General features: G+C 38.3%; 16 protein-coding genes. 11 read left to right on the top strand and 5 right to left on the bottom strand.

Translation table 11 applies throughout. The annotated features are described in order from the left end of the window. Nucleotides 1–58 precede the first annotated feature (58 nt). The 3 genes from pdhA to mnmC2 all read left to right on the top strand — a co-directional run bounded on the left by pdhA (nucleotide 59) and on the right by mnmC2 (nucleotide 3,125). Complete coding sequence (pdhA, locus tag BM179_RS18390; protein ID WP_092018630.1) at nucleotides 59–1,066, top strand: pyruvate dehydrogenase (acetyl-transferring) E1 component subunit alpha; 1,008 nt, start codon at nucleotides 59–61, stop codon at nucleotides 1,064–1,066. Between the two features lie 187 nt (nucleotides 1,067–1,253). Further along, on the top strand, nucleotides 1,254–2,351 hold the full coding sequence (carA, locus tag BM179_RS18385; protein WP_092018629.1) for a glutamine-hydrolyzing carbamoyl-phosphate synthase small subunit: 1,098 nt from the start codon (nucleotides 1,254–1,256) through the stop codon (nucleotides 2,349–2,351). A 120-nt stretch (nucleotides 2,352–2,471) separates the two neighbouring features. Continuing rightward, nucleotides 2,472–3,125 (top strand): tRNA (5-methylaminomethyl-2-thiouridine)(34)-methyltransferase MnmC2, encoded by a 654-nt coding sequence (gene mnmC2, locus BM179_RS18380; protein ID WP_092018628.1) that lies wholly within the window; start codon nucleotides 2,472–2,474, stop codon nucleotides 3,123–3,125. A gap of 140 nt (nucleotides 3,126–3,265) precedes the next feature. Here mnmC2 and BM179_RS18375 read toward each other — a convergent pair whose 3' ends face one another. The 3 genes from BM179_RS18375 to BM179_RS18365 all read right to left on the bottom strand — a co-directional run bounded on the left by BM179_RS18375 (nucleotide 3,266) and on the right by BM179_RS18365 (nucleotide 6,082). After that, nucleotides 3,266–4,687 (bottom strand): nicotinate-nucleotide adenylyltransferase, encoded by a 1,422-nt coding sequence (locus BM179_RS18375; RefSeq protein ID WP_092018627.1) that lies wholly within the window; start codon nucleotides 4,685–4,687, stop codon nucleotides 3,266–3,268. 196 nt (nucleotides 4,688–4,883) lie between these two features. Continuing rightward, nucleotides 4,884–5,732 carry an N-acetylglucosamine kinase gene (locus tag BM179_RS18370; protein WP_092018626.1) on the bottom strand — a complete coding sequence of 283 codons (849 nt, stop codon included), beginning with the start codon at nucleotides 5,730–5,732 and terminating at the stop codon, nucleotides 4,884–4,886. A 116-nt stretch (nucleotides 5,733–5,848) separates the two neighbouring features. Further along, nucleotides 5,849–6,082, bottom strand: a complete 234-nt coding sequence (locus BM179_RS18365; protein WP_092018625.1) for a cytochrome b5 domain-containing protein — start codon at nucleotides 6,080–6,082, stop codon at nucleotides 5,849–5,851. A 108-nt stretch (nucleotides 6,083–6,190) separates the two neighbouring features. On the opposite strand from BM179_RS18365, the gene BM179_RS18360 reads away from it, so the two are divergent. From BM179_RS18360 to BM179_RS18345, 4 genes are all read left to right on the top strand, one after another. After that, nucleotides 6,191–6,658 carry a hypothetical protein gene (locus BM179_RS18360; protein ID WP_092018624.1) on the top strand — a complete coding sequence of 156 codons (468 nt, stop codon included), beginning with the start codon at nucleotides 6,191–6,193 and terminating at the stop codon, nucleotides 6,656–6,658. A 122-nt stretch (nucleotides 6,659–6,780) separates the two neighbouring features. Further along, on the top strand, nucleotides 6,781–7,806 hold the full coding sequence (gene thiL / locus BM179_RS18355) for a thiamine-phosphate kinase (protein WP_092018623.1): 1,026 nt from the start codon (nucleotides 6,781–6,783) through the stop codon (nucleotides 7,804–7,806). Between the two features lie 92 nt (nucleotides 7,807–7,898). Then, complete coding sequence (locus BM179_RS18350; protein WP_092018622.1) at nucleotides 7,899–8,870, top strand: aldo/keto reductase; 972 nt, start codon at nucleotides 7,899–7,901, stop codon at nucleotides 8,868–8,870. A gap of 125 nt (nucleotides 8,871–8,995) precedes the next feature. Next, nucleotides 8,996–9,838, top strand: coding sequence for a sugar phosphate isomerase/epimerase family protein (locus BM179_RS18345; RefSeq protein WP_092018621.1), 843 nt, complete (start codon nucleotides 8,996–8,998; stop codon nucleotides 9,836–9,838). Between the two features lie 60 nt (nucleotides 9,839–9,898). Here BM179_RS18345 and BM179_RS18340 read toward each other — a convergent pair whose 3' ends face one another. Beyond that, the gene (locus BM179_RS18340) at nucleotides 9,899–10,618 is read right to left on the bottom strand and encodes a thioredoxin domain-containing protein (RefSeq protein WP_092018620.1); all 720 of its coding nucleotides are present in this window, start codon (nucleotides 10,616–10,618) and stop codon (nucleotides 9,899–9,901) included. A gap of 260 nt (nucleotides 10,619–10,878) precedes the next feature. Here BM179_RS18340 and eno point away from each other — a divergent pair, with 260 nt between their 5' ends. The 4 genes from eno (at nucleotide 10,879) to BM179_RS18320 (ending at nucleotide 13,860) form a co-directional block, all read left to right on the top strand. Then, nucleotides 10,879–12,156 carry a phosphopyruvate hydratase gene (gene eno / locus BM179_RS18335; RefSeq protein ID WP_092018619.1) on the top strand — a complete coding sequence of 426 codons (1,278 nt, stop codon included), beginning with the start codon at nucleotides 10,879–10,881 and terminating at the stop codon, nucleotides 12,154–12,156. 169 nt (nucleotides 12,157–12,325) lie between these two features. Next, a complete protein-coding gene (locus tag BM179_RS18330; protein ID WP_092018618.1) occupies nucleotides 12,326–12,634 on the top strand; it encodes an FtsB family cell division protein in 309 nt (102 codons plus the stop codon). 118 nt (nucleotides 12,635–12,752) lie between these two features. Then, nucleotides 12,753–13,250, top strand: a complete 498-nt coding sequence (locus BM179_RS18325; RefSeq protein WP_092018617.1) for a low molecular weight protein-tyrosine-phosphatase — start codon at nucleotides 12,753–12,755, stop codon at nucleotides 13,248–13,250. A 10-nt stretch (nucleotides 13,251–13,260) separates the two neighbouring features. Continuing rightward, entirely contained in the window at nucleotides 13,261–13,860 is a 600-nt protein-coding gene (locus tag BM179_RS18320) for a DUF1684 domain-containing protein (protein WP_092018616.1), read from the top strand. Between the two features lie 47 nt (nucleotides 13,861–13,907). Here the strand turns inward: BM179_RS18320 and BM179_RS18315 are convergent, their stop codons facing one another. After that, nucleotides 13,908–16,385 (bottom strand): T9SS type A sorting domain-containing protein, encoded by a 2,478-nt coding sequence (locus BM179_RS18315; RefSeq protein WP_092018615.1) that lies wholly within the window; start codon nucleotides 16,383–16,385, stop codon nucleotides 13,908–13,910. Nucleotides 16,386–16,465 lie beyond the last annotated feature (80 nt).

Raw genomic sequence — 16,465 nt, 5'->3', positions numbered from 1 at the left:
ACGGTATAAAATTAATGAAGACTACGTCTTTCACTAACTCTTTCACAATTTAACAAAAATGGCAAAGAAGGCTGAAAACAAAGTAAAATACTCGAAAGAAACCTACATGTACTGGTACGAGTCGATGCAGTTGCAACGCAAATTTGAAGAAAAATGCGGTCAACTCTATGGTATGCAGAAAATCAAAGGTTTCTGTCACCTTTACATCGGACAAGAGGCCTGCTCATCAGGTTCTAAATCGGCTCTTCGTGAAGGCGACAAATATATTACCGCTTACCGTGACCACGGTATCCCTTTGGCATTAGGAACATCCCCAAATGCTATTATGGCAGAATTGTACGGAAAACAGACCGGAGCCTCTAAAGGTAAAGGTGGTTCAATGCACATTTTCGATAAGTCTGTAGGATTTGTTGGTGGTCATGGAATCGTAGGAGCTCAGATTCCAATGGGAGCCGGTCTGGCTTTTGCTGAGAAATATAATAAAACCGGAAACCTTGCTATTTGTTACTTTGGTGATGGAGCAAGCCGTCAGGGAGCACTTCATGAGGCTTTCAACATGGCAATGACCTGGAAATTACCAGTAATTTTCGTAGTTGAAAACAACGGTTATGCAATGGGTACTTCAGTAGCACGTACTTCTAATGTAACAGAACTTTATACATTAGGAGAGGCATATGATATTCCTTCTGAACCAGTTGATGCTATGAATGTAGAGGACGTTCACGAAGCGGTATCCCGCGCAGCAGAACGTGCCAGAGCAGGTGAAGGACCAACTTTCCTTGAATTCCGTACGTATCGTTACAGAGGTCACTCTATGTCAGATCCTCAGAAATACCGTACAAAAGAAGAAGTTGAAGCTTATAAAATGCGTGATCCTATCGAGCAGGTTAAAGCAACTATCCTTGAAAATGGAATTGCAACGCAGGAGGATCTGGATGCGATTGACGCACAAATCAAGGTGAGAGTTCAGGAATCGGTTGATTTTGCTGAGAATTCTCCGTTCCCTACAGCTGATGAAGCTTATAAAGATGTTTATGTCGAGGACTACCCGTTCATGAAAGAATAATTTTGTTAAGCCGTTTGAGTTTTTCTCAAACGGCTTTTTTTTAAGTATTCGGCAAAGAAGTAAAACAAGGTAAATTAAGCGGAGGATTTAATCCGTTAAAATTCAGATTATTTTCTTTTAGGCTTCTTCTTTTGTCTGAAAACTTAAAAGCGTAAATTTGCATGATTTTTTAACCAAAAAACAATAAATGAAAGTAACGCAAAGTCAACCTGCTATTTTGCTGTTGGAAGACGGCACAGTTTTTAGAGGTAATGCCCTCGGGAAGATCGGAACGCATGGCGGTGAAATCTGCTTTAATACGGGCATGACAGGTTATCAGGAAATTTATACTGATCCTTCATACTTCGGGCAGGTAATTGTGAATACCACTTCACATATCGGAAATTACGGTATCGTGAATGAATTAGAAGAAGAATCGGGTTCGGTGAAAATTTCCGGAATGGTGTGTAATGAGTTTTCTCCAATCCATTCCCGCAAAACCTCTGACGGTTCTTTGCAGGACTATTTTGAAAAAGCCGGAATTGTTGGGATTTCAGGAGTAGATACCCGTCAGATCGTTCGCCATATCCGCTCGGTTGGTGCAATGAATTGTATTATTTCGTCTGAAATTCTGGACGTTGAAGAGTTGAAAAAAGAATTGGCGAAAGTCCCGCAAATGGAAGGACTTGAACTTTCGTCAAAAGTTTGTACTCAGGAATCTTATTTCCTAGGTAATCCGGAAGCCTCAAAAAAGGTAGCGGTATTAGACTTGGGTGTGAAGAAAAGTATTTTGTCTAATATTTCGGACAGAGATTGTTATTTACAGGTATTCCCTGCGAAAACTTCTTTCGAAGAAATGGAGAAATGGAATCCTGCCGGATATTTTATCTCTAACGGACCTGGTGATCCGGCTGTAATGCCTTATGCCGTTGAGACTGTTGAGCAGATTCTTGAAGCGGATAAGCCGATTTTCGGTATTTGTCTTGGTCATCAGATCCTGGCACAGGCTTGTGGTATTTCAACATATAAGATGCATCATGGCCACCGTGGATTGAATCATCCGGTGAAAAACCTTATCACAGGTTTATCAGAAATTACTTCTCAGAACCATGGTTTTGCTGTAAAAGCTGATGAAATTGAGAAAAACGCAGATGTAGAAGTTACGCATATTAACCTGAATGATAACACGATTGAGGGTATCAGAAGAAAAGATAAAAATGCTTTCTCTGTACAGCACCATCCGGAAGCATCTCCTGGTCCTCATGATTCCCGTTACTTATTCGATACATTTGTAGGAATGCTGTAATGATTGATTTTAAACCGAAAGGTTGAAAACAGATAGAATTGAAAAAGGCGTTTCTTCGGAACCGCCTTTTTTTGCAGATTCCCGTTATTCTTTTCAGCGAATATAATTTAAGTTCTTAGTATGGGAAAGATCGTCATGACTGAAGATGGTACGCATACCATTTATCATGAACAGCTTCAATGTACCTATCATTCTTTGAAAGGTGCTTTGCAGGAGTCTGCCAGAATATTTATTGAGCTGGGACTTTGGGCAAAAATGAAGGAAAAAAGACAGATTTCGATCCTTGAAGTTGGGTTCGGGACAGGCTTTAATGCCCTTCTGACAGCCCTTGAGGCAGATAAAAATGATTTAAATATTCAATATACAGGATTGGAACCCTTCCCTGTTTCAACTGAAAATATCAGTGCCTTAAATTATGATGAAGTGATGAATACCCGGATTCTGTCTGAAATCCATCAGACGGAATGGGGAACCCCTGCTGTAATTTCACCCAACTTTATTTTAACGAAAGTAAATACAAGGCTTCAGGATTTCAAAAGTTCTGAAAAATTTGATTTGGTCTATTATGATGCTTTTGCACCCACAGATCAACCGGAACTGTGGACAGAGGACATATTTCAGCAATTGGTAAATTTGATGGAAAACGGAGGTTTTTTAACTACATATTGTTCAAAAAGTATTGTCAGGAAGGCAATGCTGGCTTCCGGTTTCCAAGTTGAAAAGCATAAAGGACCTAAAAGTAAAAGGGAAGTGCTGAGAGCAATAAAGGCATAAGGAATTGTCAAAAATATCGGACAAGCTTTGGTTCCATAGTTACAACAAGGAGGGTGAGTGATATTTTCAGAAACAAAAAAGGGAAAGACAGCATTTGCCCTTCCCTTCCCAAAATAAATAATATCTGAATCTTTCTTCTGCTAAACCGGATTAATTTCGCAGGGATACCCGAAAAGACAGTTTTCCTTAATCAATTTGGCCACAGAAACCGGAACAAATTCCTCCCAGCCATTTTCTCCGGACTGAATCATTTTCAAAACAGTATCTGTATGAATACTTAGTAAATTGATGTCAAATCCGTTGATATCTTCCAGTTTGTTGTTGTCAAGAAGATACTGGAACAAGCTTTTCAGATGCTCAGAAGTTTTAAATTCAGTACTATTGATAATTTTTCCTTCAGCGTTGATAGAAGGATATAAATACAATTTGATTTTTTGTCCGAATAAAGTTGAGAATGCCGCCAGAATTCCTCCGGATAGATTTGTGTAATGCTTTTCTTCGAAAATATATTCCAGATTGGGCATACCCATAATCAGCGCCATTCTTAGTTTGGTAAATCGGCTTAAATAAGCTACCAGACGATAATATTCATGAAAGTTCGAAATCAATACCGTCTGTCCCAGAGAACAAAGAATATCAACCCGGTCTAAAAAGTCTTTTTCATCAATATGTTCATCTCCGTCCTGCAGACTTCGAAGGGTAAGTTCAGACAAAACAACGATTTTGTCATCATCTACGTCAGGCTCATTTTCAAACTGTTTTAAGCCTTTTTTGAACATATCAAGGAATACATTCGTAACAGGTCTGAAACGTCCTCTTACGGCCACAATATGCTTTTTGTAAAAAGCTTCAGATGGCTGCATTACTGTTCCGTCAGGACCAAAAAGCGCTGCATTGGTAAAGCCGTTTTTTACAAGGTGTAATGACATCAGTCTGTTGTCAACATCTGCAAAATCAGGTCCTTCAAAACGAATCATATCAACTTCAATCCTGTCGCTCGAAAGATCATCCATGAGTGATTTAACCAGAAATTCAGGCGATTCGTAATAATAATAACAGCCGTAAATGAGGTTAACACCAATAATTCCAAGTGCCTGCTGCTGCAAAACATTGTCATTGTCAAGCATTTTTACGTGAATGACCACGTCATTAAATTCACCGTTTGGTCTTAACTGAAATCTCAGACCAATCCAGCCGTGCGGGTCATTTGTTTTTTGAAAGTTCAGTGCTGATACGGTGTCTGCAAAAGCAAAAAAGCATTTTTCAGAAGCAGTTTCCGTTAATCTGACATTCAATAATTTATATTCCCTTGTGAGCATCTTCATCAGACGAGGCTCGCATACATATCTACCAGACTCCTCTTCCCCGTAAATGGCATCTGAAAATGCCATATCATAGGCAGAAATCGTTTTCGCAATGGTTCCGGATGCTCCGCCTGATTTGAAAAAATTGGCAGCAACGTCCTGTCCCGCCCCAATCTCCGCGAAAGACCCGTAAATTCGTCTGTCGAGGTTAATTCTGAGGGCTTTTTGTTTTATACCTAGATTTTTATCGTAATTCATTGCAACGCGGGTTATCTATTAAAGCTATCCTGAATATTTATTCCAAGCCGGTGTTGTATTCTAATTTCACTACTAATTTATATAAATAGCATCAAAATGGTATTGTTTTCTTGAAAAGATACAATTAATTTTTTGAAAATCTTTGGAATGTGAAAGGCTTTGAAATAATAAGGTTACCCGGCAACTTTTCCGGTATTTAAACCTTGTTCTGGTGGAACAAAGTCAGTCCTGCAATCGGCGTTTCCATGATTACACCAACCGATATATTATTATCCTGAGCTACTTTACGAAGTATATCCGAATAGTAGAACGCAACCGACCCCGTAAAGTGAACTTTTTGCGCCTGAATCTGTGGGTATTTCAACAAATATTTATTAAAAAATGACGCAAAAGCCCCTGAAATCAACTCATAGGTAAAAGGGTGATTTCTGTTGTCAAAGAGAAATTTGGAAAAAGAAGCAAAGTATCTGTTTGGAAAAGGTTTCTGATAAGCATTTTCCATGATTTCCAGTCTGTCTTTCGCTCCGAACCGTTTCTCAAAGCGCTCTCTTAGCTCTTCAGGAAGTTCTTTATGCAGATAACTCAGCACAAGAAGTTTTCCAAGATGACCGCCGCTTCCTTCATCTCCAAGCCAGAAGCCAAGTGGTGGAACCTGGAAGGCCATTTTTTGCCCATCGAAAAAACAGGAATTAGAGCCTGTTCCAAGAATACAGGCAATACCGCTTTGATGTCCGCATAAAGCCCTTGCTGCTGCAAGCATATCATTGCTGACTTCTACGTTTCCTGCTTGCGGGAATATTTTTGAAAAAGCAACTTTTAATACATTGGCCTTTTCTTCATTTGTAATACCTGTTCCGTAATAAAAAATATCCGTAACTTCTTCATCTACAGCATGTAATAAAGTATTGGCAAGTTCGTTGGAAATAGCATCCGAGTCCTGATAATATGGATTGAAACCAATGGTTTTTGCCTGAGAAATTGTTCCGTCTGAGGAAATTAATCTCCAGTCTGTTTTGGTAGATCCGCTTTCAGCGATTAAAATCATGTTCTTAAATAATTTAAAAGAGTGCAACCATTTAAATAAATTATCCGTCACTTGTGATAGGACAAGCTGATATCAGAAACGGGTAAAAAGTACAAGTTGCTGAGAATGATTGAGAATTATGGTATTAATATTCCGATTATTTTAAAACGTTCAAAAACATTTTCTGTATGGGGTGCATCGGATAGTTCATCAGTAAGATCCTGACCTGCCCAATGCTCATAATGTTTGCCATTACGCCATAGCCTTGAAGCACCAACATCATAAATATTTCCTTTAAAAGCAACCCAGATTTCGTCCTTATCCTGGCCGTTCCGGAGTGCTAACTGAGATTTGGTATATTCCTTTAACATTTTGTAAGTCAATAGTAGTTCTTTTACAAAATTTCAACCAGATTTGTAGAATTCAATTTATTTTCTCTATTTTTATCACATAAAAAAATATCTATTTTAGTTTTAGCCATGAAAAAATCAAATTTATTTTTGAGTGTTTTTGCTTTCTGTGCGGCGGTAATCCTTTCGGGATGCGGGTCAAAATCTGTAGATCCTTCCGTTTCTGATTTAGTTAAAAGAGTCTGGACCGCCAGCATCGTTAAATGGGATGGCGGCGTAAAATATGATAAAACAAAATCGACAAACGAAAAGCAGGGATATGCGCAATATAAACTGGATCTGAGTGCACCTCCAGCAGCAAGTTTGACTGATTTTGATGGCAAGAAGTTTACAGGAACGTATGCTGTTTCAACAGATGGATCTGTTTTAACATTAAGTGCATTAACCAGTACTGACGGTGCTCCTACCGGAACAGGAGGTACTTTGAAATTTAATATTCTTACTAAACCGACAGAAACAACTTTAAGCTTAAGAACTGATGGGCCTTACATTAAGGCAAGTAATACCACAGTTGAATTGTCGCTGGTGAATCCTTAAATCAAACTACATAAAACAACAAAGCCGTTTCTGAAAAGAACGGCTTTTTTTATGGTATTTCAATTCTAATCACCAAAGGATGAGTTTTGTATCCTTTGTTCCTTTTGATGTATCTTTGCACTATGGAAAACAGAACAGAACTAAGCGCTTTGGGCGAATTCGGATTAATTCGCAGAATTCAGGAGAATACAAACCTAAAAAATGCCGAAACAATCAAAGGGATTGGCGATGACGCAGCGGTTTTAAGTACCGCTGGTCAGGAGTTGCTGATTTCAACCGATTTATTGATTGAGGGAATCCATTTTGACCTGAGTTATGCACCTTTGCGTCATTTAGGTTATAAAGCAATTGCAGTGAATGTATCAGACATTGCGGCAATGAATGGTATTCCGAAGCAGGTTACAGTAAGCCTGGGCCTGAGTAACCGTTTTTCCGTGGAAGCAATAGATGAATTGTATGAAGGCATACAGGTTGCCTGTGAGAATTATAAAGTCGATCTTGTCGGAGGAGATACTTCTGCCTCACGTTCAGGACTTGTTATTTCTGTAACAGTAACGGGACTCGCCGCAAAAGATGAAATTGTTTATAGAAATACGGCAAAACCCAATGATATAATTTGTGTTACAGGGGACCTGGGTGCTGCCTTTATGGGTTTGCAGGCATTGGAGAGAGAGAAGCAGGTTTATCTGGCAAATCCTGATATGAAGCCTGAGCTTGAAGAAAAGGATTATGTCGTACTTCGTCAATTGAAGCCGGAAGCAAGAATGGATATGATTCATGAATTAAAAGAAGCAGGTGTGATACCAACTTCTATGATTGATATTTCTGACGGACTGGCTTCAGAAATATTACACCTTTGCCGGCAGTCTGGAACAGGTGCCAATCTCTTTGAAGATAAAATACCGATTGACGATCAGACTTATCTGGTTGCTACAGAGCTTAATTTTAGTCCGCTGACGGCTGCTCTGAATGGAGGAGAGGATTACGAATTACTATTTACAATTCGCCAGGATGATTATGAGAAAATAAAACATATCACTGATATTACTACTATCGGTTATATGACTGCTGATCCGGCAACGGTTCAGATGGTTATGAAATCCGGAACTGCTGTAGCGGTAACTTCTCCCGGATTTGAACATTTTTAGCGCAACAATCAGTGCAAACCCTTCCAGAAGGCAATGACATTTTTATCAAATTTGAAGAGAATCCAAATTTTTAACCATTAAATGTATTGATAATGCAATTCAGAAGATTCGGTAGAACAGATTGGCAGGTTAGTGAAGTTGGTTATGGAATGTGGGGTGTTGCAGATTGGACAGGAGCGGATCAATCGGAGACAGAAAAGTCTCTGGACAAAGCTGTTGAATTAGGTGCAAATTTCTTTGATACTGCCTGGGGCTACGGATCAGGGAAAAGTGAAGAGATTTTGGGAGGATTATTGAAAAGACATGCTGGCAAAAAACTTTATGCCGCCACTAAAATCCCGCCTAAAAACTTTACATGGCCATCAAGACCTGAGTTTTCGCTGAGTGATTGCTTTCCGGCAGATCATATTGTTGAATACACTGAAAAGAGTTTAAAGAATTTAGGTGTAGAAACGATTGATTTGCAACAGTTTCATGTCTGGGAAGATAGCTGGGCTGATAATGATGAATGGAAAAAGGCCGTAGAAAAGCTTACGCAGGAAGGGAAAGTACAGCATTGGGGAATTAGTGTAAATCGCTGGGAACCTGATAATTGTTTAAATTCATTGAAAACAGGACTGATTTCTTCAGTTCAGGTAATTTATAATATTTTTGATCAGAATCCGGAGGATAATTTATTTCCGCTTTGTAAAGAACTTGATATTGCCATTATAGCACGCGTTCCTTTTGATGAGGGTACTCTGACCGGAACGTTTACTCATGAAACTACATTCCCGGAAAATGACTGGCGTTCAACGTATTTCGTTCCGGAAAACCTTCATAGCAGTGTAGATCATGCAGATGCTCTTAGGCCTTTGATTCCGGCAGGAATGACAATGCCTGAAATGGCATTAAGGTTTATTCTTTCTAATCCCGATGTCGGAACGATAATTCCGGGAATGAGAAAAATCAGAAATGTAGAGGCCAATCTCGCTTCATCTGATGGAAAAGGTCTTTCTTCTGATTTATTGGAAGAACTGAAAAAGCATCGTTGGGAGCGCCAGCCTACTGAATGGTCGCAATAGTTTAAATTAATATACAGACAGGAAGTCCTTGAAATAAACAATATTGATTTGTTTTAGGGTTTCCTGTTTTTGTTTTATGCCATATTGCTGTGTTGCCTTAATTCCTCTCTAATATATAATTTAACATGAAAAAGAATCTATTTTTAGTTGCCATCCTCATGCTTTGTCAGCTTGTATATGGCCAGCAGAAATCTCCTGTAGGAGTACAATTGTACAGTTTCCGTAATGAATTTGCCAGGGATGTTCGTGGTACCATGCAGAAAGTAAAAGACATGGGTATCACAGACGTTGAAGTTGCCGGATTTTACGGGTTATCTATCACAGATTATAAGAAATTACTTGAAGAATTTGGCATTAAAGCTATTGGCATAGGAGCAGATTTTTCCGAATTGGATAACGAGGAAAAACTGAAAGAAATCATTAAAAATGCCAAAGTGTTAGGAGCGAAAAATGTGGTAACATACTGGATTCCTCATAAAGGCAATGAATTTGGTATTGAAGATATTGTAAAAGCAGCCAAAGTTTTCAATAAAGCCGGAAAAGTGCTTAAGGAAAACGGACTTGCTTTTCTGTATCATGCTCATGGCTATGAGTTCAGACCTTATAAGCTGCATTATCTGATGGATGAATTATTGCAAAGTACCAATCCTCTGTATGTCAATTACGAAATGGACATTTACTGGGTTTATCATCCGGGACATAATCCTGCCCTTTGGCTGAAAAATTATCCAACTCGTTGGAAGGCCTTACACATTAAAGATCGCCAGAAAGGAACAGTTGGCAATCAGAATGGCAATAGTGATCCTGAAAATGATGTAACTGTCGGAACCGGAGATTTAAATATGAGAGATATTTTATTGCAGGCTAAGAAAAACGGAGTAAAGTATTATTTCATTGAGGATGAATCTTCCAGATCAATTACCCAGGTTCCTCAAACCATTGATTATCTCAGACCATATTTTAAATAGTTTCAAAGGAAAAGGCGGATAGAATGTCACTTCTATCCGCCTTAAAAAATATTTTTGATCTTAGAGAACATCCGTAATCATTTTTCTCAAGCCTTTCTCGTCCATCCAGCCTACAGCCCTCATTACCTGTTTTCCATCCTTAAAAATCAGAAAGGTTGGAATTTCATCTACTTTATAAGCTTCAACAATTTTTTTATTCTGATCGGAGTCAATGGTTTGAATCAGGACTTTTCCTTCATATTCCTTTTTGAGTTTTTGAACATCAGGCATCATTTTCAGACAGGGGCCACACCATGTAGCAAAGAAATCCATAATAACAATTTTATGTTCTTTCACCAGTTTGTCGATATGCTCTTTTGAAAAGCTTCCTTCAGCTGTACTTTTTTCGGCTTTGGATCCTTCTACGGGTTTATTTAAAGAAGTCCATTTCAGGTAACCACCTTGTAAGTCAATAACCTCTTTAAAACCGTTCTGACGAAGAAGATCGCTGGCGGCCTTGCTCCTTCCTCCTGATAAACAATAAACAAAAACAGGTTTTTCTTTATCAAGTGATTGGATTTTCTGAGCAAAATCGGCACTTCTGTAATCTACATTCTGAGCATTCGGTAAATGACCTCCTCCATACTCTCCGGGAGTTCTTACATCAATTAGCTGTGCATTGGGGTTCTCGGAATATTTTTTCTCAAAATCGTTTGGTGACAAAACTTGTGAGAGGCAAAAATGAGAAAATGCCAAAGATAATATGGTTACAAATGTAATTCTGAGACTATATTTTTGCATTTTTTTTAGTCGTTCTTGTGTTAATATAATGATAACGTAAAAATAGTGAGCGTAATACCTGAAAAATGATTTATTTTGTACGGTTAAGCGATATTACTATTAACTGAAATTTATTGGCTTTTAAGTCAATTCATGTCTTTGAAAGACTTTTGTCAGGTAATTTACGCCATTTTTTGCGGAATGATAAAACTTTCTCAGGTAAATAATGGCATAAAAGCCATACAAGTATTTAATTTTTAATCAAAACCAATCTAAGCAAAATGAGTGCTATCCAGTATGTTCATGCAAGACAAATTTTAGATTCACGCGGGAATCCGACAGTTGAGGTTGATATTCGTACCGAAGACGGTGCTTTTGGCCGTGCTGCTGTACCTTCAGGTGCTTCAACAGGTATTCACGAAGCGGTAGAGTTACGCGATGAAGATAAATCAACGTATGTTGGAAAAGGTGTTTTGAAAGCCGTTGAAAACGTAAACACTGCAATCGCTCAGGAATTGTGGGGTTTAGAGGTTTCTGAACAAAACATGATCGACCGTTTGATGATCGAATTGGACGGAACACCAAACAAAGGAAAATTAGGTGCTAACGCAATTCTAGGTGTTTCTTTGGCAGTAGCTAAAGCTGCGGCTCAGGAAGCAGGTTTGTCTCTTTATCGTTACATCGGTGGTGTTAATGCCAACACTTTACCAGTTCCGATGATGAACATCCTTAATGGTGGTTCACACGCTGATAACTCTATCGATTTCCAGGAATTCATGGTAATGCCTGCTAAAGCAGAGTCTTTCTCTCACGCTTTGCGTATGGGTACTGAAGTTTTCCACGCATTGAAAGGTGTGTTGAAATCTAAAGGATATTCAACTAACGTAGGTGATGAAGGTGGTTTTGCACCAAACATCAAATCAAACGAAGAAGCAATTGAAATTGTATTGCAGTCAATTGAAAAAGCAGGTTACAAACCAGGTGAAGAGATCTTCATCGCTATGGATGCTGCTGCTTCTGAGTTCTATGATGAGAAAACAGGTCTTTATACTTTCAAGAAATCTGATGGAAAACAATTGAATTCTTTGGAAATGGCTGCTTACTGGAAAACATGGGCAGATAAATATCCGATTATTTCTATCGAAGATGGTATGGCTGAAGATGATTGGGCTGGCTGGAAAGAGCAGACTAAATTGATCGGCGAGAAAGTTCAGTTGGTTGGAGATGATTTGTTTGTAACAAACGTAAAACGTCTTCAGATGGGTATCGAGCAGGGTGTTGCTAATGCTGTTCTGGTAAAAGTAAACCAAATCGGTTCATTGACTGAAACCATCGATACAATCAACCTTGCTAAACGCAATTCATACAAAAACATCATGTCTCACCGTTCAGGTGAAACTGAAGATGCTACAATTGCTGACTTAGCTGTAGCATTGAACACTGGTCAGATCAAAACTGGTTCGGCTTCACGTTCTGACCGTATGGCGAAATATAACCAATTACTTCGTATTGAAGAAGAATTAGGCGCTAACGCTTATTTCCCTGGTTTGAAATTCTAATATTTTCCTTTATAACAGAAGGTTACAAAAGCTGGCAGAAAATAACATTCTGTCAGCTTTTTGTTTTTTATCGGAATACGAGATGAAGGGTTGCAGTTTAACCAAAAAATAAAATTATTGTCTGTAACGTTACATTCAGGTGTAAAAAAGTATCTTTGCCGTGAGCTATATGAAAGATTTTTTTCTGGGGAAATATCGTTTTTATAAAATCACTTCAGCGGTTTTAATAGTCTGGATGCTTTTTTTCGATGTAAATGACTTGTTTACTCAATTCAAAATGTACAGAGAATTAAGCCATTTGCAGGAGGAGAAGTTGTTTTATCAGAAAAAATTAAAGGATGTTGAGGCAAAACAAAAGGCGGTAATGGGTAATTCAAAATTAATTGAAAAATTTGCCCGTGAAAAGTACCTGATGAAAAAGCCAAAGGAAGAGATTTTTGTAATTGTGGATGAAGATAACCAGCCTCTGGAAAAGTAAATATAAAACCTGAAAACATTGAAGCCTGTAAAGCCTGCGTTTTACGGGTTTTTTTGCGTTTCAAAATGAACTTTGTATAAGATATCTTAAGACCGGGGTTTTATACCCTTAAATTGCTATGGTTAAAGTATTATTTGTGTGTACCGGAAATATATGCCGTTCACCTATTGCCGAGGAGACTTTCCGACAGCATGTTAAAGCCCGTAATCTGCAAAGGGAGATACAATGTGACTCTGCGGCTACGCATGGTTATCATATCGGGGAGTTGCCTGATCATCGGACCCGCAGAAATGCAGAGTCACACGGGTTAAAATTAATACACCGCTGTAGAAAGTTAACAGGAGAAGACTTTTCTGTTTTTGATTATATTGTGGGGATGGACCATTATAATATGGAGAATATTCAGTCGATTAGTTACAGGGCAATCGGGATTAACCAACCGGAAGAGGTTTGTTTCTTATATCGTAAATATGACCCTGAGGCCCGTGATAATAAGGTGGAAGTACCGGACCCTTACTATGGAGAAGAGAGGGATTTTGAATTGGTATATGAAATTGTGAACCGCAGTGCGGAGGCATTTCTTGAATTTATCATAAAAGAACATCATTTGGCATAATACATTCAATATGAGATTTTTAATAATAACATTTTTCCTGTTTTCTGTACAAACACTTCATGCTCAGTCGTATAGAGACAGTCTTGAAAAACACAGGGAAGAATATAAAGCTGAATTTCTGAAAGACGGACGCTCTCCCCTGAAGCAAGATGATCTTGCATTTTTGAGGTTTTATGAACCAAATGAATCATACCGGGTGGAATGTGCCTTTAAAACGGTTAAAAGTTCAGATTTTTTCAAAATACAGACGTATGACGGAAAGACGAAAGAATACATCAAGTATGGAATTCTGACATTTACCCTGAATGGCAGAGAACTAAGCCTTTCTGTTTACAGAAGCCCCGTTCTTATGAAAATGAAGCAGTATAAAAACTATCTTTTCATTCCATTGAAAGACCTGACTTCAGGAAAAGAAACGTACGGCGGAGGAAGATACCTGGATATTCAGACCACTGATATCAGAAATGGCAGATTACTTCTGGATTTTAACAAACTTTATAATCCTTATTGTGCCTTTAGTGACGGGTTTAGCTGCCCGGTTCCTCCGAAAGAAAACCATTTGCCTGTAGCGATAGAAGCAGGTGAAAAGACCTTTGGAAAGGCTCATTGATAAGCATTTCCAAAGGTCTTAAAGATGTCTTAAAATTCTGACAAAAGTCAATCCATTACGATAATTTTCTGAACGTGAATATTGCCGTTAAGGTAAAAGTTCAAATAATAGATGCCTTTCTGAGGATCCGTTATTGAAAGAGTATCTCCGTTTACCTTAAAATTTCGCTCCCGACCAAGTCCGTCAAAAAGAGTAAGTTCTGCATTTTTAAAGTTTGATGGAATCTCCAGTTTAAAGCTCCCATTGTTTGGATTGGGAGCAATTTTAGCTATTTTTTCTTCTTCCTCTACCCCAAGCGGAATCAAAATGTCCACCATTAAAGCATTAGAAATATTAGAACAACCATCTTTTGTAACCATTACCGTATATTTTCCGGAAACTTTTGCGTCAAAAGCTGACAGATTGGCATCAGGGATATTTACACCATCTTTTTGCCATTGATAGGTTAAACCTGAGTCTCCTGAAGTTGTGAGCCTGATGGCAGAAGTACTTGTTGTCACTTTAGCATCAACAGATAACAATACCTGTGGCAATGGTTTGAATTTTAGAATAATTTCATTGGAAACAGCGGTCTGCTGACAAATGGAGTTACTTACTATGACTTTGTAAGTGCCTGATTCTGATACATCCTGAACCGCATCCTTTCCCTCATAGCTTAAGTTGATACCGTCTTTTTGCCATTGATAGGTAAAGCCTTCCTTTTTATCTGTAACAAGTTTAACTTTTTCCGAAGAGCAAGGGCTTGTATTACCCATGGTATAAGCCAATGCGGTTAAATTGGAAGAACAATTAGGATTGATTTTAACCAGAGAGTAATAATCTCCTTTCTCTGATAATGCCAGTAAGTTATTGCTTTCCGCAATTTTAGTGATATTGTATGGATAATAGGGAAGATTATACGGGTAATAAGGATAATAGGGATAGTCTTTGCTGACTACCGTTTGCGAATTGTAGTCCTCAATGCCAAAGGAATATTCCCAGGAAATATTGTTGTTACTGAAAGCTGTTATTTTTCTTTCGAATTGGTTATTTCCGGATAAAGATTGATGAATAATATAATCGTTACCCAGAGAATCACTCAGAATATCTTTGGTATAATTGAATACATCCAGATCTTTTACGATAAGCTCCTTCCCGTTGTCATATTGTATTTTCTTAAAACGGGGAACTGTGTAACCATCAAGGGCAGCAGCGTATATTGAATGATTCCCCCGGGTCCATAACTGAGGATTTTCTCCGGAATTGTTAATCTTAAATGAACTTTCCCATTTCAAATCACCATGATCTGAGAAAACTTTCAGCGTTTTTAGAATAGGGGAACCGGCATTTGCATAAACCATAAAAAAGGTATTATTTTCTCCAAATGACATTGCGGAACGCAGCTGAGTGAGTGCGATAGTATTATTATTGGAGCCACCCTCAATCGTTTTAAACCAGCTGGCGGAAGGGTTGGCAAAATCTACTGTGCCCATCATAAATGTTTGAGCATCTGCCTGATCCAGGAGCGGAATACTACTGAAATACTGTACAGTACTGCTACTGACGGGTTTAAGTGATAAGTAGGAATTAATGATTTGTGCAAGGTCTTTGGGAGGATCAAATGGTATAGCCTGAGTATTAATCTCTCCCGCAGGGCTTATTTTTGCCAGTTTTATAGGATCTCCGCTGTTAAAATAAGAGAATAACAGAGAATTATCGGGAAGGGTTACTAAGTTTGCCGGGAACAGGTTGGCAGGAACAAATGCTGAGCTTTTTATTTTACAGGTTTGATTTCCAATGGCATCAAATTTACAGCATTCCTGTTCTGAGCTGTAGGAGGTTAACAACCAGAACCCACCGTCAGGAGTAGGGAAAATTTTATTAAAAGACTCTTTCTGGGTTGTGGTGGCAATTTTTTTTCCGTTTTTATCAAGATAAATGAACTGATGTTTTTCCTCTGTATTTTGCAGCATTCCGATATATGGTGCTTTTGAGGTAACCAATAGAGTAAAACTATCGTTTTTAAGTCTCCATTGTTCTTTACCATCAGCATCATATTTTATAAGCGTATTGGAAGGGTCGCTGTAAATTATGCCATCTTCTACGCCCAGTAAATAGGTGTTGGGAGAATGAACATCAAAACCTTTCAGAAGCTGGTAATTTTTATCAAAGTAAAATACACTGTCTTGCTGCAAAGGACCATTGATAAGCGTGTTACAGGTTAACAACATGTAATTCGGATTGGAAGTGTTGTATATGAAGTGAGGTTTGATGTTTTTATAAATATCTGAACTCCTCCAAAGAGTATTTCCGTTTTTATCGATAGCTGTAATTTCAGTTTTTGAAGTAGAGATTGAAACAAGAGAATTACCTGAAAGTGATACCTCCAACTTAATCTTTGGTACAAAAGGATCAATCGCTATATTTTTTTCTTCCGAAGGACGTGAGAATTTTTTTTCCCATACCATAGAAGCAGATTTTTGAGCGGAGATATTATACCCGGTAAGTATTATGTAGAAAAGAAGAAGTTTAGATATTGTTTTCATGCTTTTAGAAATTTTATATTTTAAGGATTATACTTTCAGATACCGAACCCGTAAAAGTGAAGGAAATGGTTTTCGGAGAA

Source organism: Pseudarcicella hirudinis (assembly GCF_900115665.1).
Lineage (GTDB): Bacteria > Bacteroidota > Bacteroidia > Cytophagales > Spirosomataceae > Pseudarcicella > Pseudarcicella hirudinis.
Note: the sequence above shows the minus strand (reverse complement) of the source record. Positions and strands in the feature narration are given on the sequence as shown.